General features: G+C 54.3%; 25 protein-coding genes. 10 read left to right on the forward strand and 15 right to left on the reverse strand.

The features are described 5' to 3' along the window. Positions 1-51: 51 nt before the first annotated feature. Both AB8615_RS03715 and AB8615_RS03720 read right to left on the reverse strand, forming a co-directional pair. Entirely contained in the window at positions 52-828 is a 777-nt protein-coding gene (locus AB8615_RS03715; protein ID WP_418152717.1) for a DUF58 domain-containing protein, read from the reverse strand. Between the two features lie 16 nt (positions 829-844). Next, positions 845-1849 (reverse strand): AAA family ATPase, encoded by a 1005-nt coding sequence (locus AB8615_RS03720; protein ID WP_409433597.1) that lies wholly within the window; start codon positions 1847-1849, stop codon positions 845-847. Between the two features lie 148 nt (positions 1850-1997). Between AB8615_RS03720 and AB8615_RS03725 the strand changes: the two genes are divergently transcribed. The 7 genes from AB8615_RS03725 to AB8615_RS03755 are packed head-to-tail and all read left to right on the forward strand — an operon-like array spanning position 1998 to position 6652. After that, a complete protein-coding gene (locus AB8615_RS03725) occupies positions 1998-2534 on the forward strand; it encodes a DUF1285 domain-containing protein (protein WP_409434120.1) in 537 nt (178 codons plus the stop codon). Then, a complete protein-coding gene (locus AB8615_RS03730) occupies positions 2524-3165 on the forward strand; it encodes a CoA pyrophosphatase (protein ID WP_409433598.1) in 642 nt (213 codons plus the stop codon). The genes AB8615_RS03725 and AB8615_RS03730 overlap by 11 nt, the downstream gene beginning before the upstream one ends. A gap of 55 nt (positions 3166-3220) precedes the next feature. Continuing rightward, positions 3221-4453: a CCA tRNA nucleotidyltransferase gene (locus AB8615_RS03735; RefSeq protein WP_409433599.1), complete on the forward strand. Its 1233-nt coding sequence runs from the start codon at positions 3221-3223 to the stop codon at positions 4451-4453. 2 nt (positions 4454-4455) lie between these two features. Beyond that, positions 4456-5118: a glutathione S-transferase N-terminal domain-containing protein gene (locus AB8615_RS03740; protein WP_409433600.1), complete on the forward strand. Its 663-nt coding sequence runs from the start codon at positions 4456-4458 to the stop codon at positions 5116-5118. Between the two features lie 57 nt (positions 5119-5175). Next, positions 5176-5655, forward strand: coding sequence for an ABZJ_00895 family protein (locus AB8615_RS03745; protein ID WP_409433601.1), 480 nt, complete (start codon positions 5176-5178; stop codon positions 5653-5655). Next, complete coding sequence (locus AB8615_RS03750) at positions 5652-6197, forward strand: adenine phosphoribosyltransferase (RefSeq protein WP_409434121.1); 546 nt, start codon at positions 5652-5654, stop codon at positions 6195-6197. The genes AB8615_RS03745 and AB8615_RS03750 overlap by 4 nt, the downstream gene beginning before the upstream one ends. 2 nt (positions 6198-6199) lie before the next feature. Next, positions 6200-6652 (forward strand): ABZJ_00895 family protein, encoded by a 453-nt coding sequence (locus tag AB8615_RS03755; RefSeq protein ID WP_409433602.1) that lies wholly within the window; start codon positions 6200-6202, stop codon positions 6650-6652. 2 nt (positions 6653-6654) lie between these two features. Here AB8615_RS03755 and AB8615_RS03760 read toward each other — a convergent pair whose 3' ends face one another. The 11 genes from AB8615_RS03760 to lgt form a co-directional block, all read right to left on the reverse strand. After that, positions 6655-8166, reverse strand: a complete 1512-nt coding sequence (locus AB8615_RS03760) for a proprotein convertase P-domain-containing protein (protein ID WP_409433603.1) — start codon at positions 8164-8166, stop codon at positions 6655-6657. A 72-nt stretch (positions 8167-8238) separates the two neighbouring features. Next, positions 8239-9786, reverse strand: a complete 1548-nt coding sequence (locus AB8615_RS03765) for a DUF11 domain-containing protein (RefSeq protein WP_418152722.1) — start codon at positions 9784-9786, stop codon at positions 8239-8241. Continuing rightward, entirely contained in the window at positions 9761-10198 is a 438-nt protein-coding gene (locus tag AB8615_RS03770) for a proprotein convertase P-domain-containing protein (protein WP_418152724.1), read from the reverse strand. The genes AB8615_RS03765 and AB8615_RS03770 overlap by 26 nt, the downstream gene beginning before the upstream one ends. A gap of 68 nt (positions 10199-10266) precedes the next feature. Further along, entirely contained in the window at positions 10267-10872 is a 606-nt protein-coding gene (locus AB8615_RS03775) for a hypothetical protein (RefSeq protein WP_409433605.1), read from the reverse strand. 102 nt (positions 10873-10974) lie between these two features. After that, a complete protein-coding gene (ychF, locus tag AB8615_RS03780; RefSeq protein ID WP_418152726.1) occupies positions 10975-12072 on the reverse strand; it encodes a redox-regulated ATPase YchF in 1098 nt (365 codons plus the stop codon). Between the two features lie 9 nt (positions 12073-12081). Continuing rightward, positions 12082-12657: an aminoacyl-tRNA hydrolase gene (gene pth / locus AB8615_RS03785; protein WP_409433607.1), complete on the reverse strand. Its 576-nt coding sequence runs from the start codon at positions 12655-12657 to the stop codon at positions 12082-12084. A gap of 100 nt (positions 12658-12757) precedes the next feature. After that, a complete protein-coding gene (locus AB8615_RS03790; protein WP_409433608.1) occupies positions 12758-13417 on the reverse strand; it encodes a 50S ribosomal protein L25/general stress protein Ctc in 660 nt (219 codons plus the stop codon). Between the two features lie 165 nt (positions 13418-13582). Beyond that, positions 13583-14524, reverse strand: coding sequence for a ribose-phosphate pyrophosphokinase (locus AB8615_RS03795; RefSeq protein ID WP_409433609.1), 942 nt, complete (start codon positions 14522-14524; stop codon positions 13583-13585). A gap of 64 nt (positions 14525-14588) precedes the next feature. Beyond that, positions 14589-15353 carry a peptidoglycan editing factor PgeF gene (gene pgeF / locus AB8615_RS03800; RefSeq protein WP_409433610.1) on the reverse strand — a complete coding sequence of 255 codons (765 nt, stop codon included), beginning with the start codon at positions 15351-15353 and terminating at the stop codon, positions 14589-14591. Continuing rightward, positions 15350-16453: a class I SAM-dependent methyltransferase gene (locus AB8615_RS03805; RefSeq protein WP_418152729.1), complete on the reverse strand. Its 1104-nt coding sequence runs from the start codon at positions 16451-16453 to the stop codon at positions 15350-15352. The genes pgeF and AB8615_RS03805 overlap by 4 nt, the downstream gene beginning before the upstream one ends. After that, on the reverse strand, positions 16440-17318 hold the full coding sequence (gene lgt, locus AB8615_RS03810) for a prolipoprotein diacylglyceryl transferase (protein WP_409433612.1): 879 nt from the start codon (positions 17316-17318) through the stop codon (positions 16440-16442). The genes AB8615_RS03805 and lgt overlap by 14 nt, the downstream gene beginning before the upstream one ends. A gap of 84 nt (positions 17319-17402) precedes the next feature. On the opposite strand from lgt, the gene AB8615_RS03815 reads away from it, so the two are divergent. Further along, positions 17403-17729 carry an accessory factor UbiK family protein gene (locus tag AB8615_RS03815; protein ID WP_409433613.1) on the forward strand — a complete coding sequence of 109 codons (327 nt, stop codon included), beginning with the start codon at positions 17403-17405 and terminating at the stop codon, positions 17727-17729. Between the two features lie 390 nt (positions 17730-18119). On the opposite strand, the gene lysM is transcribed toward AB8615_RS03815, so the two are convergent. Together lysM and AB8615_RS03825 are read right to left on the reverse strand one after the other, a co-directional pair. Next, positions 18120-18575: a peptidoglycan-binding protein LysM gene (lysM, locus tag AB8615_RS03820; RefSeq protein ID WP_409433614.1), complete on the reverse strand. Its 456-nt coding sequence runs from the start codon at positions 18573-18575 to the stop codon at positions 18120-18122. Positions 18576-18729: 154 nt separating this feature from the next. Next, positions 18730-19104, reverse strand: coding sequence for a VOC family protein (locus AB8615_RS03825; protein WP_409433615.1), 375 nt, complete (start codon positions 19102-19104; stop codon positions 18730-18732). 129 nt (positions 19105-19233) lie between these two features. Between AB8615_RS03825 and AB8615_RS03830 the strand changes: the two genes are divergently transcribed. Both AB8615_RS03830 and AB8615_RS03835 read left to right on the forward strand, forming a co-directional pair. Further along, the gene (locus AB8615_RS03830) at positions 19234-19365 is read left to right on the forward strand and encodes a hypothetical protein (protein ID WP_409433616.1); all 132 of its coding nucleotides are present in this window, start codon (positions 19234-19236) and stop codon (positions 19363-19365) included. Between the two features lie 11 nt (positions 19366-19376). After that, on the forward strand, positions 19377-20384 hold the full coding sequence (locus AB8615_RS03835; protein ID WP_418152732.1) for a calcium/sodium antiporter: 1008 nt from the start codon (positions 19377-19379) through the stop codon (positions 20382-20384). The last annotated feature ends 3 nt before the right edge of the window (positions 20385-20387 follow it).

The following is a 20387-nucleotide window of genomic DNA, read 5'->3' on the forward strand; positions in this document are numbered from 1 at the left end:
GATCCGTGCGGTGACGGATCAACGTCCAGCCAAGTCGCTTCGACGTGTTATCTAGCGCTTCACAATGGGCCGCGAACTTTTTTGATACTCTTCTTGCGCATTTTCCGCGCGTCCGACGAGGAAACTCGGTAATTTGCCAAGCCCTGGAATCCGCATCTCCAGCCGTCCTTTATAAGGGAACGCTTCTTCGGCAGGATCGATGATATGGAGCAGCACACCGCTGACGGGGCGTCCTGAAAGACGGGAAAGACGATGCCGCCAGACGTCTTTGGACTCTAGGAAGTCAGACGCAATCACCATTTTGGCGTGGGCTGGGACTTTGCCGTCCAGATGTTTGGCGTCGCCAGTCGACCGCGCCATACGCTGCGATAATTGCTCAAATCCCACACGACCCGCGCGAGGCCGCTCACTTTCACCGATAATGGCGCAGCGTTCCCCCGACCGCATGAGCAGGGAGGCGAGGGCTAAGGTGATAACGCTAGCGCGGTCTTGTTTCGTCGGCAGCTTCCGCGCTGACCGCCAATTCATGCCTGCTGCCCCGTTACGCCAGATATAGACGGAATTGGCCGCTTCCCATTCATTATCGCGTATAAAGACTTGATCCCCACGCGCGGTTCGGCGCCAGTCAATGCGCGTGGCAGGGTCGGATTTGTCGTAATTGCGATATTGCCAGAACGTCTCGCCTTGTCCTGCGCGGCGGCGACCATGCACCCCGCCCGCCACGATATTGGCCACACGCTCAGCCTCTGCCAGCAAAGCGGGAAAGCCGCTGGCGAGGTCTTCGGCGGATTGCCGAAGTTGCTGATGAGACAGGGTTTGGACGGGCATAAGGCGGCGCTATCGACTAGCGGATATGATCTTTCAGGGTTTGAATAGTCTGCTCGATCGTCTGCCCATCGGCACGGGCGGCGAATGACAGCGACATACGGTGTTTCAGGACAGGTTCAGCCAGCGCGAGAACATCGTCAATCGAGGGGGCAAGGCGTCCGTCCAGCAAAGCGCGGGCGCGGGTGGCGAGCATGAGGGCTTGTCCTGCCCGTGGCCCTGGCCCCCACGCAACACTGTTCCGCACAGATTCGAGAGAGGATTGATCAGGACGCGCTTCACGCACCAATGTGAGGATCGCCTCCAAAACTTTCTCGCCGACAGGGAGTTTGCGGACGAGGGACTGCATGCTCATCAACTGCTTGGCAGTGAAAGATTTCTTCGCCGTCGCAAAATCTGCACCCGTTGTTGCCATCAGGATGTCGCGTTCCGTGTCGAGCGTCGGGAAGCCGACATCGATTTGAAACAGAAAGCGGTCAAGCTGCGCTTCAGGCAGGGGGTAGGTGCCTTCTTGCTCAATCGGGTTTTGCGTCGCGAGGACGTGAAATGGCTTTGGGAGGTCGTGACGCTCGCCCGCAACGGTCACAAATTTCTCTTGCATCGCTTGGAGCAGCGCAGATTGCGTGCGGGGGGAGGCGCGGTTGATTTCGTCCGCCATCAAAAGCTGCGTGAAAACCGGGCCGGGGATGAAGCGGAAAGAGCGTTTGCCCCTCGCGCCTTCTTCCAAAACTTCAGAGCCGACAATGTCTGCGGGCATCAGGTCGGGCGTGAACTGAATCCGCTTATTATCCAGCCCCATGACTGTGCCAAGGGTTTCGACGAGCAAGGTCTTCGCTAGACCTGGCACACCGACGAGTAGGGCGTGCCCGCCCGATAGAATGGCGGCTAGCGCCAGATCGACGACCTCCTCTTGGCCGAACACGACCTCACCAATATTGGCTTTGGCAGCCTGCAGTGACTCGCTGGCTTTTTCAGCCGCCGTCGCAATGTTTTTCGGAATCTCTTGATTGATTTGTAGGCTCATGAATAAAGTCCATCATTATAGGCTCGCCCGTAGGCAGAATAGCATGCAGGTTTAGCCATGAAAGGCCTTAAAAAGAATGTCCACAGAAAACACGTTAAATGGCGGTAAGTCGCAGTCAACTCGCGCCGATTTCTCTCTCGCAGACCTCATGACCGCGCTCGCCGATACAAAAGACGGCGAACGGCCTGTTGAGCGCTGGAACCCCGAACATTGCGGCGAGATGGATATGGTGATCAACTCTGACGGCTCTTGGTGGCACGAAGGCTCTCGGATTACGCGAAAGGGGCTGGTCGAGTTATTCGCGTCAATTTTGCGCAAAGACGCCGACGGGGTGACTTATCTTGTGACGCCCGTCGAGAAGATCGCGATTGTCGTCGAACGCGCGCATTTCATTGCGACCCGCGTTGATATTGAAGGCGAGGGCGAAGCGCAGCGGGTTTTCTTCACGACCAATATGGACGAAGTCGTCGAAGCTGGCCATGATAATCCAATCCGCGTGGAGACGGACCCTGAGACATTAGAGCCGTCACCCTTTGTGACTGTGCGCGGGCGATTGGAGGCGTCATTGGCGCGGCCTGTGTTTTATGAACTCGTCAATGCAGCCGTGGAAAAAGATCATCAGCTGGGTGTATTTGCGGGTGGCGAATTTTTCCCGCTTGGGCCAAAAGGCGCGCATGAAATCTAGTGTTGCACAAAGGGAGATATTTGCGGACGATCCGACAATCGGAAAAATTGCGTCTGCGCTGCTGCCGCTGAAAATCTCTGACGGCACAGATAAACAAGCCCGCAAGGGGCAACGCATGGCGGCGGTATTAATGCCGTTGGTTAAGCGCGACACTTGGAACATCATACTGACGCAGCGGCCAGAGACGATGCCCAGCCATGCGGGGCAAGTCGCCTTTCCCGGCGGCAAGGTCGAGCGCGGCGAGACAACGCAGAACGCCGCCTTGCGCGAGACTGAAGAAGAGATCGGCGTGCGACCCGAGGCGGTGAAATTGCTAGGGCGGCTCGAATCCTTCAACGCGGTGAGCGATTTTCGCATCACGCCCTTTGTCGGCATTGTGGACCCCAGCGCAAAAATCACGCCCGACCCCCACGAAGTCGCAGATGTGTTCGAAGTCCCGCTCGCCTTCATTATGAACCCCGCCAACCACGTAGAGCGTAATGTGGAATTTGAAGGTCGCAATCACCGCCTCTGGGATATGCCGTATACGAGTGCGGATGGTGTGCCGCGCAATATTTGGGGAATGACGGCGATGACGATGTATCGCCTCTATCAACGCGCCTATCTGGGCATCTTCGAGACAGACTTTTAGTCCCGTTTCGTGCGAAAGCGCTGGACGCCGCGCTGTCGGTGTTTAGACTTAGACTATGTCCGATTTGAACCCCCAACAATTCCCGTGGATGCGTAGCGACGCCGTCATTGCTATCTTTGACGCTCTGCCGAAGGGCAGCACGCGCTTCGTCGGTGGTTGCGTGCGCAATGCGCTGTGGGACGAGGTCGTTGGCGACATTGACTTAGCGACCCAGTTGGAACCTGCCGCAGTCATAGAGGCCTTGAAAGCGGCGGATATTCGCACCGTCCCAACGGGAATTGATCACGGTACGGTCACAGCCGTCATTGGCGGAAAGCCTCATGAAATCACAAGCTTACGCAAGGATGTTGAGACCGATGGTCGTCGCGCTGTTGTCGCCTTCACCCAAGATTGGGCAGAGGATGCGCAGCGCCGCGACCTAACCATCAATGCGCTTTATGCAGGTTATGACGGACAGGTTTTTGATCCAACAGGCCAAGGGCTGGACGATATTAAAGCGCGGAAATTCCGCTTTGTCGGCGATGCCGAAGCGCGGGTGCAGGAGGATTATCTGCGTATCTTGCGCTTCTTCCGTTTCCTCGCTTGGTATGGTCGCGACGAAAAAGTTGACGCGGCCTCGCTGAAAGCATGTCGGGACCATCGGGCAGGTCTGCGGAAATTATCGTCTGAGCGGGTCTGGATAGAGATCAAGAAACTGCTGTCTGCCCCGCGCCCAATCCGCGCCTGTCGTATCATGCTGACGAACGATATTTTGGAGACGCTGCTGCCTGAGTCCAATAATGTCGACGGGCTAGATTACTTGCTGAAACTTGAAGCGCGAGAGGCGATTGCGCCCGATCCGATGTTGCGAATTATGGCGTTGTCTGCGCGGGAGCCGTTGCAAATGGCGCTGCTATGTAAACGGTTGAAAATGTCCAATGCGGAGACGGAGCGCTTGCGCGGTTGGGCCGATGACAGCGCGCAACTCTCGCCTGATATGGCAGAACGAGATAAGCTGACGGCGATTTATCGCTCGGGTAAACAGGTGATTTTAGACCGAGCGCGCCTGCGGGCTGCGGGGGCTGAACGCGCTATGGATAGCGCCAAATGGATGATGCTGGCCGACCTGGCAATGGGTTGGACACCGCCAGAATTTCCGATCTCTGGCAAAGACTTGGCCAAAGCTGGCGTGCCAAAGGGGCCGGAAATGGGCCGCGCCCTCAAAGCCCTTGAAGCGCTCTGGGTGCGAAGTGGATTTATGACGGAAAAGCCGCAACTCCTCGCGGCGCTCAAACTTTTGGGACATTAGATATGGTTGAACATGAAACAACGCCGCTAAAGTTGTTTATCGGCAATTATAATTATTCATCATGGTCGCTGCGGCCTTGGCTGGTGCTGCGCAAAGCGGAATTGCCCTTTGTCGAAGAGGTCATCAACTTGGATGTGCCAGGCTATAAAGACAGGCTGTTAGAAGTGTCAGACGCGGGAACTGTGCCCGTCCTCGACGTGCGCGGGGAGCGGATACCGGACAGCCTGGCGATCTCTGAATTTTGCGCCAAGGCTGTGCCGAATCTCTGGCCCAAAGACCCAGTCGACAAGGCGGAGGCCAAGCGCGTTGTAACCCTCATGCATGAAGGCTTCCCACACATTCGCCGCGAAGCGCCCATGAATTTGCGCCGCCGCACAGAGACGAAAATGCCGCAAAGCTGCTTGGATGAAGCCGCTGAGATTTCGGACATGTGGGACGAGTTGCTGGGCCGCCATAACGGGCCTTATTTGTTCAATGACTGGTCGATTGCAGATGCGTTTTACACGCCTGTCGCCACCCGCTTCACGAGCTATGGCTTACCGCGCTCGCATCGCTCCGACACTTATATTTCAGAGCTCATGTCTGATCCTGATTTCCAAGATTGGGAGATGCAGGCCTTTTCGGAGACGCATATCTTGCCTGAAACCGACGCCGTTAATAGGTAATCCAGTGTTGAAAGAGCATCGCTCCCACTTTACGATTGCTCTAGAAAAGAGGCTGTCATGATTAAGCACTATAAAAACGCCCAAGGCTATGCGTGGTTATTCTACGCTTTGTATATGATTAGTCTGGTGATCGCTCTGATTGCGATGGGGTTGCTTGGGGGATATTTTGGTGTGCAAAATCCCATCGTGATGGGCCTTGTCGCGCTGATCCCGCCTATCGTGTCGACCCATCTGGCAGCGGGTCGGTTCCTGAGTATCGAACAGCGCAGCCCAACGAGTTCAGAAGTCATCAGCATCGCCTTTCGCGGCTTTTTGCTCGCGACAGCCCTCCCGCTCATTATTCTAATTGCCGGAGCGGCGATTGAGTTTTTCATCGACAAAGAAGTCATGCTGAAGCTCTTTATGGGCGTTGGTCCCGTCGTGGGGTATGTCGGGCTGACGAGCTATCTCATGCTAGTCCTCAGTTTCGGGCCGATCGCTTATTTCCGTCAGCAAAATCGACAGCGGATAGTCGATGACCACGCTGCAATACGCTGATCAGGGGCGAACGCGTGAACCTGAAAGACACCATCCGCACCATTCCAGACTTCCCAAAGCCGGGGATCATGTACCGCGATATTACGACGCTGCTGACCAATCGCGCCGCTTTGGCAGAGACAATCCAGCAACTCGCCGCGCCCTATCGGGATAAGACCATTGATAATGTGGTGGGGATAGAGGCGCGCGGCTTCACCTTTGGCGCCGCTTTGGCGGTGGAAATCGGCGCAGGGTTTGTGCCGATTCGCAAGGCGGGCAAGCTGCCCTTTGACACGTATAAGCAAGATTACCAGTTGGAATACGGCACGGACACGATGGAAATTCACGCCGACGCTATCCGTAAAGGTGAGCGCTGCGTCCTCGTCGACGATTTGATCGCGACAGGCGGCACGGCGGAAGCGGGCGTGAAATTGCTGCGCAAAGTTGAGGCCGAAATCGTCGGCGCTGCCTTCGTTATCGACCTGCCAGAGCTAGGCGGGTTAGCAAAGCTGACCAAGATGGGTATTCCCGTGACGGCGCTGATGGCGTTTGATGGGCATTAGGTTTGCCGTCATATAATCGTGAAATAACCGAACCCATTTCCCTCAAAAAGTATCTTTGGTTGTTCTTGGCGACTTATATAGGACTTTTTATAGTGGTGATCTGCGCCATGTTTATTGGGGTAATGTTGGGAGTTCCGTTCCACATCAATTTTGTCCTAAAAATCCTCGCGTCGTCAGCCAGCACCGTGTTTGTTGGACGACAGTTTGTGAAAACCATGCACCGCGCCCCATCAATCAAAGAGCGAGACCATCTGGCATTTTGGAGCGTTGTTCTCTTCGCGTTAGTTGACCTGTCATTGAAGGCAGTATTTTCAGGTGTTTTGCAACTGGTCGCATTTGTCCTCTTGGTAGCGCATTGCGTTATCTTGTATTTTATTGCGCGCTGGGCGTATGGCTCTCTGGTGCAGAAGCAGGCGGGCAAAGCCAAAACAGAGGTTAGCGAAATTTTCGACTAGCCTTATTTAATCAAGGCTCGCACAATAATTTCGCCGACATCCCCTTGCGCGAGCGATGCGCCCGCAAAGCGGACAACACAGGCACCGCCTGTGCAATCCGTATTCGCGCTGGGCAGGGTAGGGCTGCCAAATGTCCCGCCGCTAAACCCTGTGCTGCTGGCAGAGATGAACTCTAATGTGTCTGGCAGGGTGTCAGAAATATCTATGTCATTGGCAGCCGTGGTCGCCGTTGCGGCATTGGTTACAGTGATCTTGTAGAGAATTTCACGGCCTGGCGTCATATAAAGTCCTGCATTGGTTGGATCAAAAACCTCGACAGATTTTACCGCTGACAAATCCGCGACGAGGGGTGGGCAGACCCGCATATTGGCGAAAAAGCTCATGATTTGTGGGGCAGGGTTCGCTTGCACAGAGGGATCATTGTCATAGGTCAGGGTGATCTGATCAACCGCGTTGGTGAAGGTGATGTTGGCATTGGCCGCAGAAGACGTAGCGGGGGCTAGCGCTGTCCCTACGATCTGGTTACCAGTGACGGTGTTGGCGGTGCTACCAGTGAGGCTTGGCGTCACAGCGGCCCCCCCGAACGATCCCGCGACTGTCACCCGATCAACCCAATTATTGCGGTCAATGTCGAATATATCAAACCCGACAGAGGCTACCCCCTGACCTGGCGCGCCGACATTCACAGTGACAGTCAGGCTTTCTGCTTGTGAGGTGAAATCGACATACATGGCCAGAGAATTTTGTGCGGTCCCGCCGCCCGTAAATTCCGTGAGGGTGGCAGGTGTCATAACGCCGTTTCGAGGAATAAGGCGGGCTGTGTTGCCTGTCACTGTGATCGACATGGGGATACTGGTGCCGATGGTGTAGCCGTTGATCAGGCTCCCCGCCGCCCAGCCATTCGTTGTCCCCACTGGCCCCCAATTAAACGCGATTTGCTCGCTGGCGGGGCATGACAAGGGCGGGCCTGTTGGCGGCGCGGTGGAGGCTGTGAGTTGCAAGGTAGCAATGTCAAAGCTGCCATTATCGGCCGACGGAAACGCATCGCACATCAGCAGCGTCCACGTGCCAGCGGAGTTTTGGTTGTTAAACGCAGACAGCGCATTGCTGGGCCGCACGGTGTTCTCATAGGGCGGCGCAATGGTGCCGTCTGCCGTATCATGAGGGGCGGTGTTGATGAGGGTCGCGGCGCTGTCGTCTAAGAAGACGTTGTAATTATCGATGTTCCCGCCTGCGCCTGTATTGGGCGCAATGACTTGCACTTCGGTGCCAGCGGGTGAGCGCAGACGCACATTCATATCCCCGCGCCACGTATGCTCAGCTTGGAAGCCCAGATTGACGTCGCCAATGTTAAAGCTATCGGTGACGTTGAACGTCCGAACGAGGTCGTTTGTCCCGCAAGCTGTTGTTCCATTAATCGGCGCGTCAACGGTTGTGACGTAGTCGACGGACCAAGCGTGGGGCGCGATACTGATCACGAGAACGAGCATCAAAGCCCAAAGATGTGCCCGCATGGGGAGACCTCCTCTTAACGAAGCTCATCCCATGGTGCAATCTATAGGTGTATTATATTGAGAAAGCGTAAACTACTTTATCAAGGCGCGGACGATGATCTCGCCCGTCGTATTGATCGGTAATGTCCCGCCAGAATAGCGGATGACGCAAGCGCCGCCGACACAATCTGTATTCGCAGCTGGCAGGGCAGGCGACCCAAAGGCACCGCCTGTGAACCCTGTCGTGGTCGCCGACACAAATTGCACCGTCTCGGGCAGGGTGTCAGAAATATCGATATTGTCAGCCGCCGCGCTGGCCGTCGCGCTATTGACGACTGTGATTCTATATTCGACCTCATTCCCGGGTGTCATATAGAGGCCGAGATTGGCAGGGTCATATACGGCGACAGATTTGACGGCTGTAATGTCCGCGCTCAGTGACGGACACATGACGAGCTTTTGCATGCTGATCACCTGCGAGGCAGGGTTGGCTGTCGGGCTGGCATTGTCATATGTGAATGTCACCGTATCGACAGCATTTTGGAATGTCACAGTCGTGTTGCCCGCTGGATTGCCCGTTGGTGCGCCTGCCGTGCCGATTAATTCATCGGGAGGATTGACGGTGTTGGAGCCGCTAGACGTCAAGACGGGAGCAACGGGATTGCCGTTCAGGCTGCCCATGATTGTGATGCGGTCAACCCATGTGCCGTTATCAATATCGAGGAGTTGGAATTGTAATTGGCCAACCCCTGTGCCTGCCGTGCCTAGCGTAATCGTGGTCAGCACGCTTTCTGTGACGGCGGCATAATCAACATTCATAACAATGCCGTGTTCGCCCGCTGTCGCGCCATTCGCAAATTGTGTCGTGGAGACAGGGGTCTGTAACGAGCTGCCATTAAACGTCCGCGCGATAAAGCGATTTGTATCGCCCGTGACGGCAAAAGCGATGGTTTCGCCCCCCGCCGTGTAGCTGTTATTCAAACTCCCTGCTGTCCAACCATTGGTCGATCCAGGTGCGCCCCAAAGCAGGGTAAACTGATCCGCGATGGGGCAAGACAAACTTGGCGGTATACTGGACGGTGTCGGCGCGAGTGTCAGGCTGACATCATCATCCTCATTCGTCGATCCATTATTGACAGTCGAGTCAGGATCGTTCTGGCCTGACGCCGTGATCTCGCTATCGATGGTATAGCTGCCCGTCGACTGCACCGCCGCATTTAGCGTAATCGACGTTACGGACCCATTGGCGAGCGAGGCGGGCAAAGTCCACAGCCCTGTCGCGCTGTTATAGCTGCCTGTTCCAGTCTGGCTGTTAAAGATGAGGCCAGAGGGGAGCGGAATATCGACGGTCACACCTGTCGCTGCTGCTCCGCCACTATTGGTGACGCTGTAAGTAAGCAAGACATTAGAGCCGATTTCGGGCGTCGTATCGCTGGCCGTAACGCTCAAGCTTAGGTCTGCATCCGTGGGGCTGGAGAAGTATAATGTGGCGACACCAAAATTGCCTTGGTCGGCATTAAAAAAATCACAAATATTGAGAGTCCATGTCCCGCTGGGGTTCTCACCTGCAAAACTCCCCATGCCGCCTGCGCCTGAATTTGAGCGAACACGGTTTTCATAAGGCGGGGACCGTTGTGCCATCTGCCGATGTGTGGGCGCCTGTATTGATGACGTCTGCCGCGCTATCATCGATCTCAATGTTGTAATTATCGAGGCCTTGCCCGCCATTGGGCGTCACCAGATCTGTCTGTGTGCCTTGGGGAGAGGTGAGACGTAGGCGGATATCCCCGCGATAGGTATGGGTGAGTTGCACGCCTAACGTCACATTCCCAAAACTTGTCAGGCCTGACACGACGATAGGGATGTTCAGTTCATTGGCCGTATTACAAGTTGCATCTGGCCCGATTTGCTGGCCTGTTGCCGTGGAATTAAAGGATTGCGCCGAGGCCGTTTGTGCAAATCCAATCAGGATCATAAACGTCGTTAGCAAGCGCACAAACCATGTGTAGTGCGCAGAAAATTGTCCGCTAATTGGTTTCATATATGAGGCCATCCCTAACCCTCATGCTCTCACGCACCTTAATGCTGCCTATCTTATAAAGGCGTGTGGTTGACGAGAGATTAATCGACTGCGTTGCTCGCTGGGCGATATATTTGAGCAGGCGCGGCTTGTTTTGAGGCTATCTTGGGGGCGGGTGCTTGTGATTGGCGGATACGGGGGTTGTTGCCTTTTCCGCCGAGTTGCCGATCTGCTGTAATTACGAATTTATCTCGGGTATTTGTGCTTGAAATTACCTTGATTGTATCGCTCTGCGTCGAGGTCGGAGCGGTATTTTTCAGACGCCATACATGAATGTTGGGTCGCTTAGCCGAGGGTGCGCCGAAAGCCGCTGTCAGGGCTGTTTTGGCTGTGTCATAAGCGCCATTTTCTTGGCCATAAACAAGGCTAATCTGATCGATTTGCGACACGTCATCGAATTTATGCCCCACAAGCTTCACTCGGGGGCCGTTTTTAACTTTATACACGCGGCTCTTCATGCGCGGGTCGTTGGATTTAAACGCGCGGTCAGGCTTGAGAGTGGCATTTTGATCGGGATTGCTCAGATCAAGCCCCGCTTCGTTCAATAGAATATAGATCGGGTCTTGGCTGTCTTGTGCCTGCGTTTGACCCGAGAGCGAGGCTACAAAACTGGCTGCAATCGCGAGGGTTAGGAGTCGTCGTGTCATAGTCCTGCCTTCCACATGAGGGCAGAGCTTTTCAGTTTTATCTTAACAAAGCGCAAATAGAGCTGAGTCCCGATTCCTGAATGGAAATGGCCGGTAGCGGGATTAGACGTTAAATTTGAATAACATGATGTCGCCGTCTTTGACGAGGTATTCCTTGCCCTCTTGGCGGACTTTGCCCGCCTCTTTCGCACCCGCTTCGCCGTTATGGGCGACATAATCGTCATAGGCGGTGGTTTCGGCGCGGATAAAACCCTTTTCAAAGTCACCATGGATGACGCCTGCACATTTGGGGGCGGTCCACCCATCTTGGAAAGTCCAAGCGCGGGCTTCCTTCGGCTCAACGGTGAAATAGGTTTTCAGACCCAGCAGAGCATAGCCCTTGCGGATCAAACGGTTCAGGCCAGGCTCTTCTAGGCCGATCGCGTCGAGATACTCAGCTTGTTCTTCGTCGTCCAGCAAAGCCATTTCAGATTCGATCTGCGCAGAGATGATCACGGATTGCGCGCCTTCCGCCTCCGCATGGGCGACGACTTTGTCCGAGAATGCATTACCAGTCGCAGCGCTCTCTTCATCGACATTGGCAACATAGAGGACAGGCTTGGATGTCAGCAGTTGCAGCATACGCCACGCTTTTTTATCGTCTTCGTCGATCTCAACTGTGCGGGCAGGCTTCCCGTCCTCGAGCGCGGCAATCGCCACTTCAATCAGGCGCATGGTCTGGATCGCGTCTTTGTCATTCTGCTTGAGGCGTTTTTCCAGCCCGCTCTTGCGCTTCTCTAGGCTTTCCAGATCGGCGAGCATTAGCTCTGTTTCGATCGTTTCGAAATCCGACATAGGATCAATGCGGCCTTCGACGTGCGTAATATCTTCGTCTTCAAAACAACGTAGCACATAAACCACGGCGTCCGTTTCGCGGATATTGGCGAGGAACTGATTGCCCATGCCTTCGCCCTTGGACGCGCCTTTGACGAGGCCCGCAATGTCGACAAAATTCATGCGGGTCGGGATGATGGAGGCCGACTTGCCGATCTTGGCAATCACGTCCAAGCGCGGCTCTGGCATAGCAACGTCGCCGACATTTGGCTCAATAGTGCAGAACGGATAATTCGCTGCCTGCGCATTAGCTGTCTTTGTTAACGCATTGAAAAGCGTAGATTTTCCGACATTCGGTAATCCAACAATTCCGCATTTAAATCCCATGACGTAATCCTATTGTCTATCATTGATATATTCAGACACGCGTGTCTGGAACAGGTCAGCCTTGCCCTCTGCGAGCAGGTCGGCATAGCGGGCCGAGCCGTTGATCATGTCGTCGCGCAGTTCGTGTTCACTCTTGGCAAAGTCTGACAGGACGTAGCCCGAGACACGGTCTTTATGACCCGGATGCCCGATGCCCATGCGCACGCGCCGGAACTCATTCCCGCAATGCTGCTTGATTGAGCGCAGGCCATTATGCCCAGCAATACCGCCGCCGATTTTGATCCGAAACTTGCCTGGATCAATGTCTAGCTCGTCATGGAATACGGTGATGTTTTCCAGCGGAACCTTATAGAAGCTCATCGCAGCCTGAACCGATTGCCCGCTCTCATTCATGAAAGTGGAGGGCTTGAGCAGCAGAATTTTCTGCCCGTTGATTACACCAACGCGGGCGAGACCTTTGAACTGTGATTTCTCAGGCGGGAAGTTGTGATCGTCGCCGATGGCGTCAATCGCCATGAAACCGATATTGTGGCGATGTCTCGCATATTTCGCGCCCGGATTTCCGAGGCCGACCCAGATTTGCATGTCCGCCTCCTCTTCTGTGTGCGGTGTGCTTTGCCCAAAAGATAAGGCGCCCCGTCCGAATTGGAAGAGGCGCCCGAAAATAGACATCGATGGAGAGGGTTTAGCCTTCTTCGCCGTTCTGCTCTGTGGCTGGAACTTCGTCCGCAGCCATATCTTCGCCCTCTTCGCCGTCTTCTCCCTCTTCACCTTCCAATTTGGAAGCGCGAGAGGCCAGAACGGTTGCGATTGTGAAATCGCGGTCTGTAATGGACGGCTTAACGTCTTTTGGCAGGTTCACTTCTGAAATGTGGATGCTGTCACCGATTTCCATAGCAGAAATATCAACGTCGATTTGATCTGGAATAGAGCCAGCTGGGCATTTTACTTCAATCGCGTAACGCACCACGTTCAACACACCGCCTTCTTTCAGGCCTGGCGCTTCGTCTTCGCCGACGAAATTAACAGTGACTTCAACTTCGATGATAGACTTAGCAGTCACACGATAGAAATCGATATGCATTGGCATGTCTTTGACAGGGTGGAACTGAACATCCTTTGTCAGGACTTTCTGCTTTTTGCCGTCATGGGACAATTCGATCATGTTGGAGAGGAAGTCACCAGAGTTGATGGCTTTCAACACTTCGTTGAATTTTACACTCACGGAAACAGGGGCTTCGTCGCCGCCGTAGATAACCGCTGGCACCATGCCATTGCGACGGGCTTCGCGGGCAAAGCCTGTGCCTGTATTTTCACGTACTTCAATGTCGAGAACAACGCTCATGATCTTATCCTTGATCTTCTGTCTAGTGATCCGTGAAATGAAATAACCGCCAAAAGGCGGCTGTCACGGTCATTTATGTCTAATTTGGGCGGCTATTATGTGAAAAATGCGGGCTTTGCAAGGGGCAAGACGCGCAAAAGTGCAGCCTTTGCGTCCGAGTTTAACCTAGCCAAACAATTTGGAGACGCTTTCATCATTGGAAATCCGCCGAATAGCTTCGCCCAAGAGCCTTGCGGTCGCACATTCCCTGATTTTTTTGCAGTCTTTCACGGCTTTGGGCTGCGCGATTGTGTCAGTAATCACGACCTCGGTTAGCTCTGATGCGGTGATGCGTTCGACAGCGGGATCGGACAGAACGCCGTGAGTGATATAGGCCGAAACAGAATTGGCGCCGTGATCTTTCAGGGCTTTGGCCGCGTTACAGATCGTACCGCCCGAATCGATAATGTCGTCATAAATGATGCAGGTGCGGCCCGCGACATCGCCGATAATATTCATAACCTCTGATTCGCCCGCCTTAGGACGACGCTTATCAACGATCGCAATGTCTGCGTTGAACATCTTGGCAATCTGACGCGTCCGCACAACTCCGCCCGTATCGGGGGAGACGAAGAGCAGGTTGTCGCGCTCTTTCTTGGAGAAACGGTCTTTGATGTCATCGACAAAGACAGGCTGCCCAAACAGGTTATCCGTTGGAATGTCAAAAAAGCCTTGGATTTGACCCGCGTGCAGATCAATCGTCAGGACGCGATGCGCGCCAGCTTTAGAAATCAGGTTCGCGACCAGCTTGGCTGAAATCGGTGTCCGTCCGCCTGTTTTACGGTCTTGGCGAGCATAGCCGAAATAAGGAATAACCGCCGTAATGCGATCTGCGGACGCCCGCACCAGCGCATCAATCATGATCAGCAATTCCATCAAATGGTCATTGGCGGGGGCGGATGTGGGCTGAATGAGGAAAATATCTTCGCCGCGCACATTCTCGTTAATCTTGACGAAAATCTCTTGATCGCGAAAGCGCTCAATATCGACGGAGGTAAGGGGGACGTCAAGCACATCTGCGATGCTCTGCGCCAAGGGTTCGTTGGCGGTTCCGCTAATCAATTTCATGGCGATGGGAGTCCCTTGCTGTCGTTAATGTGTCATATATCCAGTGACACCTGAAAGTAAATCGCTAGCGCAACATTATCGTTGATAAATTCCGTCCATAGCCCTCAATGCCCACATGTGTATTGCGGCGATAGGAGAAATAGCGCTCTGGTTCGGCATACGTGCAAGCTCCCGTCCAGGCCACATGCTGCAGCCCACAGGCGGTCAGGCGCGACAGAATGAAGGCGGGGAGGTCAAAATGGGGGATGCCTTTGGCGTTGTCGCGAAAGAATATCGTGAAATCGTCTGACATATCGAGAAATTCAGCCTTGAATGTATCGCCGACTTCGTAATTGGGCTGACTGATACATGGGCCGAGGACGGCGTGGATGTTAGCGGGCGACGCCCCTGCCTCACACATCGTCGCTATGGTCGATTCGATAATACCACCGAGCGCGCCGCGCCAGCCCGCATGACACGACCCGATTACGCCAGCATCAGCATCCGCAAATAGGATTGGCCCGCAATCTGCGCCGAGGGCTGATAAGGCGATGCCGGGTATTTTCGTGACCATGCCGTCCGCTTCCACACGACCTATATCGGGGTCTGTCACGGTGATAACGATGTCCGAATGAACTTGCGCAAGGCTAAGCAAATGATCGGGCGCTGCGCCTATGGCGGCGGCGATACGGGCGCGGTTCTCCTGAATTTTGGTAGGATCGTCGGCTGATCCTGCACCCGGGTTGAGGCTTTCAAACGCGCCAGACGATACACCGCCCTCGCGCCCAAAAAACCCGTGGACGAGGGATGGATGATCCAATAGCGGATGTGTAGCAAAAGGTAAGGTCATCTTAGCCCCAACGGCATGGGCAAACCCTGCGACTGCACGACCATCGCTTTGAACAAAGTCCCCATTTCGTCTTCGGCTGTCAGGCGGTGAAACTGCCGCGTGAGCGTGTCTTTGGCCTCTGGCTTAGCACGGGCGAGGGCGACGGCCCGCATCTCGATCCCAAGCTTTGACAGGAACTCTCGCTGCGGCACGGCCTCTGTCGCGTCGAGGCCAATGCTTTGCGCTGTCTGGTGGAGAGCGGCAAAGTCTACACGCGCGGTCAGGTCTGTATTGCCCGGATCAGAAAACACGCCGACTTTTTCGTGACGCTTCAAGGCTTGCAAGGAGTCGCCAAATTCCGTGCTGTCTGGCCCGTAATCGATGAAGAGCGCGCGGCCGGGATAATCTTGGAACCGCGCATTAATTTGATCGAGCAGTTGCGCTGCGCTGGGATTGATTTCTAGTAAGTCATCATTGCGGGCGTCTGCTGCCCCGGCGGGCAGTGTTGCGGCGAGATCAGAGCTGATCGGGGTGTCGTCTTTGACAAAGCGGAAATCACCGTCTTCATTCAGCCCCACACGCCGCTCGACCCAGCCTTCATGTCCCGCAAAGCGGTCTGCGCAGATCAACTGCCGAATCGGGAGGCAGTCGAGGAATTCATTGCCAATGATAATGGACGGACCAGCAGGGACTTGGGCCAAATCGCTCGCCCACATAACGGGCAGGCCGCAACTCGCCAGCGTATGGCCTTGCACCGCTTCCAGTGCGGAGGAAGCTTCGACGAGGGTGACGCGCACCGCTTGCTGGAAAGCGCTATCGAGCTTGGCCGCGCGCAGCATGTCACTCATCATGATGCCGCGCCCCGGGCCTAGTTCGATCAAATTCACCTCGGGCGGTCGGCCCAAATCAATCCAGCTTTGCACACACCACAGTCCAAGGACTTCGCCGAACATCTGGCTGATCTCTGGGGCCGTGATAAAGTCACCGTCACTGCCAAGCGGATCGCGGGTCGGGTAGTAACCATTGACGGGGTCAAGCAGGCAGAATGTCATATATTCTGCGACAGAGATCGGCCCAGCTTCGCGGATATATTCGGTTAGGCGCGTTTTAAGACGGCTCATCACGCAACCTTTTGGGGGCCACAGGCGCGCGCTTGGCTGCCCAAATCACGATAGCGAGGCCAATCACCACCATGGGCAGGGAATAGGTCATTCCGCGCGTAAGTGGGCCGAACATCGTCGCGTCAGGCTCTCGCACGAATTCAACTAGAAAACGGAAGAGGCCGTAGAGCATGATGAACGTGCCAGCGCAGACACCAGGCTTGGTCAGGGCTTTGTACCGCGTCGACAACACTCGCAGCACCAGAAAGATAACAAGACCTTCGAGGAAGGCTTCGTAAAGCTGGCTGGGGTGGCGGGGCAAAGAGGCGGGGTCTTTGGTGAAAATGAACGCCCACGGCACATCCGTCGGGCGGCCCCATAATTCTTGATTGATAAAATTACCCAGCAAGCGGACTGCGCCCAACCCAATCGGTGCGCCAATCGCGGCCATGTCTGCGACTCGCCAGAGAGAGAGCTTCTTGCGCCACCGCATATAAAGCACCGCCCCGCAAACACCGAGGAAGCCGCCGTGGAAACTCATCCCGCCCTTCCAGACTTTCAGAACTTCGATCGGAGTAAGAAATGTTTCGGGACTGTAGAAAACGAGGTAGCCGAGACGTCCGCCGACAATAATCCCGATCAAGCTATAAAACATCAGATCGGACAGCATATCTTTATTCGGGATAAGTTCATGCTGTCGCGTGTGGCCTTTCACAGTCCAAATATCTTTGCGCGCCACCATTTTTGTCGCGTACCAATAGGCGCCGAACAATCCGATGACGTAAGACAGGCCATACCAGCGCAGAGAGATCGGCCCGAGTGATATAATTTCTTCACTTAACCAGCTAGGAAAGACAATGGCGTCAATGAGCAGTAGAAGCGACATGTGATAAAATGACCTGTGTAAAGACTGGAAATTGCCTTAGCGCGTCCCTATCTTGATTCCAACAGACGATAGGAACAAAACGCTATGCAAAGTAAATCTCGCCCGATGGAAGACATCTCCAACCTGCTGACCAATGCTGCCGGCGCGCTCAAAGGCGTTGGCGACGAAGTCAAAGCGATGGGCCGCAGCCAAGCGGAAAAGCTGGTCGCAGATCTGGACCTCGTCAGCCGCGAAGAATTTGACGTCCTGAAAGCGCGACTCGATAAAGCACTCGCGGAAATCGAATCGCTGAAGGGTAAAACAGCGCCGACGAAGAAGACTGCGCCCAAGCCCAGCACCTCGCAGAAACCTGCCGCGAAAAAAGCCACTGCGCGCAAGCCTTTGAAGAAAGGCCCGACTAAGAAAGCTTAGCTATTTCATAGTCTTGACCTGTTTTTAGAAGATGAAACCTGTCTAAATTGTCATTTTGATGCGTGCTTTTCTGGCTTGGTATTCAGATAAGGTTCAACTGAAATATCCTACATAACTCCTGCGTGCGTCCCCTCTGTGACCCACTCCTTGACGGCTCCCCCTAGAGCTTGAGTGGCCGACGCAAGTCCCTTGCGGACTTGGCATAATGGCTCACAGATCGCGCAGCAGGGCGGTGGCTACCCAGTTTCTCTCTCTCTCCCGGGTAGCCCCGCTTCTGTCTTCTCTCCCACTTCACATTTTACATATAAAAAAGCCGCCCCGAAGGACGGCTTTCGTAAATCTATGTGTCATAGCTAACCTATGACGTAGCTAACCTATGACGTAGCTAAGCTATGACGTGGCCGTGCTGATCGCAGGGATACGCAAAACTTGGCCCGGATAAATTTTATCGGGATCAGAGAGCATCGGCTTGTTGGCTTCGAAAATCTCTGGGTAGAGGCGCCATGTGCCGTAATATTTCTTAGAGATCGCAGACAGCGTATCGCCGCTCACAACAGTATGAAATTGTGACGCGCGTCCGTCGAGCGCGGAAGACGCTTCGTCTTTGACGCCGCCAATGCCTTCGACATTACCAACAGCGAGGATGATTTTCTCTTTCATCTCTTGGCTGACCGCTTCGCCTTTGACCGTCACCACGCCGTCATCATCGACATTGATATCAACGCCTTGCGTATCGAGGCCGTAGCCTTCAACTTCTTTTTTTAATTTGTCTTCGGCGTCTTTGCCTTTGAACAATTTGCCGAGGCCTTTGCCTGCCATTTTAGCGAATGGAATAAGTCCGAACATAGTATCTCCTTAATGTATATCCTTACAACGGCTCGCAAAGCGGATCGTTCCCCTGCGACATCGTTGTCATAAGTATTGGCCTGATGCCGTGCAATAAACTAGTGCAAAATAGCAAAAATTACCGAAGATGTTAGATAAATTTGCGCAGACACTATCATCCACTTGGTTCTTGCCATAATTCGATCTTGTAGCCTTCTGGGTCAATGAACCAGCCAAACATGCCGTATTCTGTGTCGTCAATCTCCCCAACAATCTGTGCGCCGCCTTTTCGCGCCTTCTCTATCATGCCGCGCACATCATCTGTCCGAAGATTGATCATGACGGATTGCGTGCTGGGGTCAAAATAGGGCGTATTCGCTGCAAAGGGGCTGAGCATGGAGCGGGACGGATAGGCCCTGGCGCTATGTTCCCATTCTAGTGTGCCCCAATCGGTCAGGGCGACTCCCATATGATCTGACCACCACGCTCGGTAGCGATCCACGTCTTTGCAGCGTATAAAAATCCCGCCAAGGCCAAGAATTTGGGACATATTCACCTCTTTAGCTGGAAATAGTCTGCGTATTCCAGCCTAAGAAGGCTTGGCCTTTTCTGCAACTGTCTTTATAGACAGCAAAATTGCAGCAAAGCGCGGTATGTCGCGCAGATAATAAGGACCGTCATGTTTTCACTTATCCAAGCCGGTATCAGCGTTTTTGGTCTGTTCAATATGGACCCAGCCCTCTTCGCTTTTGCACTTGTCTTTTTGTTGTTCGGGATTTTGAACCTGCTTGATTATAAGCGGTTCGACTAGGGTCATATTTCATGGGGCTTCTTCTCCCAGTTTTTCTGCTCGTCCTCGGCTTAGTCATTCTGATTATCGCGGGCGATATTATGGTACGCGGCGCGGCCGCTTTGGCGCGTCATTGGGGCGTGCCTGCGCTGATTGTCGGTCTGACGATTGTCGCCTTCGGCACCTCGGCCCCCGAAATGGTTGTCAGTGTTCAGGCGGTCTTGCAAGGCACGGGCGAACTCGCGGCAGGTAATGTCATTGGCTCGAACATCGCGAATGTTTTGCTTGCGCTCGGGCTGCCCGCACTCATTCTCGCCATACCCACCAATATAGCGGGTGTTGGTCGCAATAGTTTTGTGTGTTTACTGGCGACAGTCCTATTCATGGCGCTTGCCTTTGTGTCCAAATTTACCAATGGGTCTGCGCTTGTCATGTGGCAGGGCGCGATCTTGTTTGGCGGTATTATTGCCTATCTCCTCTGGATGTTCAGCCTCGCCAAAGCGGGCGCAGAAGATCCTATTCTCGCAGAAATGACAGAGATCGATGAGGGCAAAGACGGGCTGCCCAGTCGTATGTGGGTGGAGCTAGTCTATGTCATTGGCGGTATTATCGGCCTCGTGGTCGGCGGTGCGTTGATCGTGAATAACGCCACGACGATTGCAACAGCGATGAATGTATCTGAAACAATTATCGGCCTGACGATTGTCGCGATCGGTATATCGCTGCCAGAAATCGCGACCGTGGTTGTTGCCTCCTACCGCGGTCATTCCGAAGTCGCGCTCGGGAATGTGCTGGGCTCTAACGTGTTTAACACATTTGCCGTCATGGGTGCAGCCGCGCTCGCAGGGCCAGTGCCGATTGAAAGCCGCCTCTATAATTTCGATATGTGGGTGATGTTGATCTCGATGCTCGCGCTGTTGATGTTTGTGATGACGCGCAAGCCGATTGGCCGGAAGACAGGCGTGATATTTGTCTCGGCTTACCTTGTTTATATGCTGGCAACGGCCTTTATGCCTGGCCTCGGCCAAGGCGGAATTTAAGCG

This window comes from Litorimonas sp. RW-G-Af-16, assembly GCF_048319245.1.
Taxonomy (GTDB): Bacteria; Pseudomonadota; Alphaproteobacteria; order Caulobacterales; family Maricaulaceae; genus Litorimonas.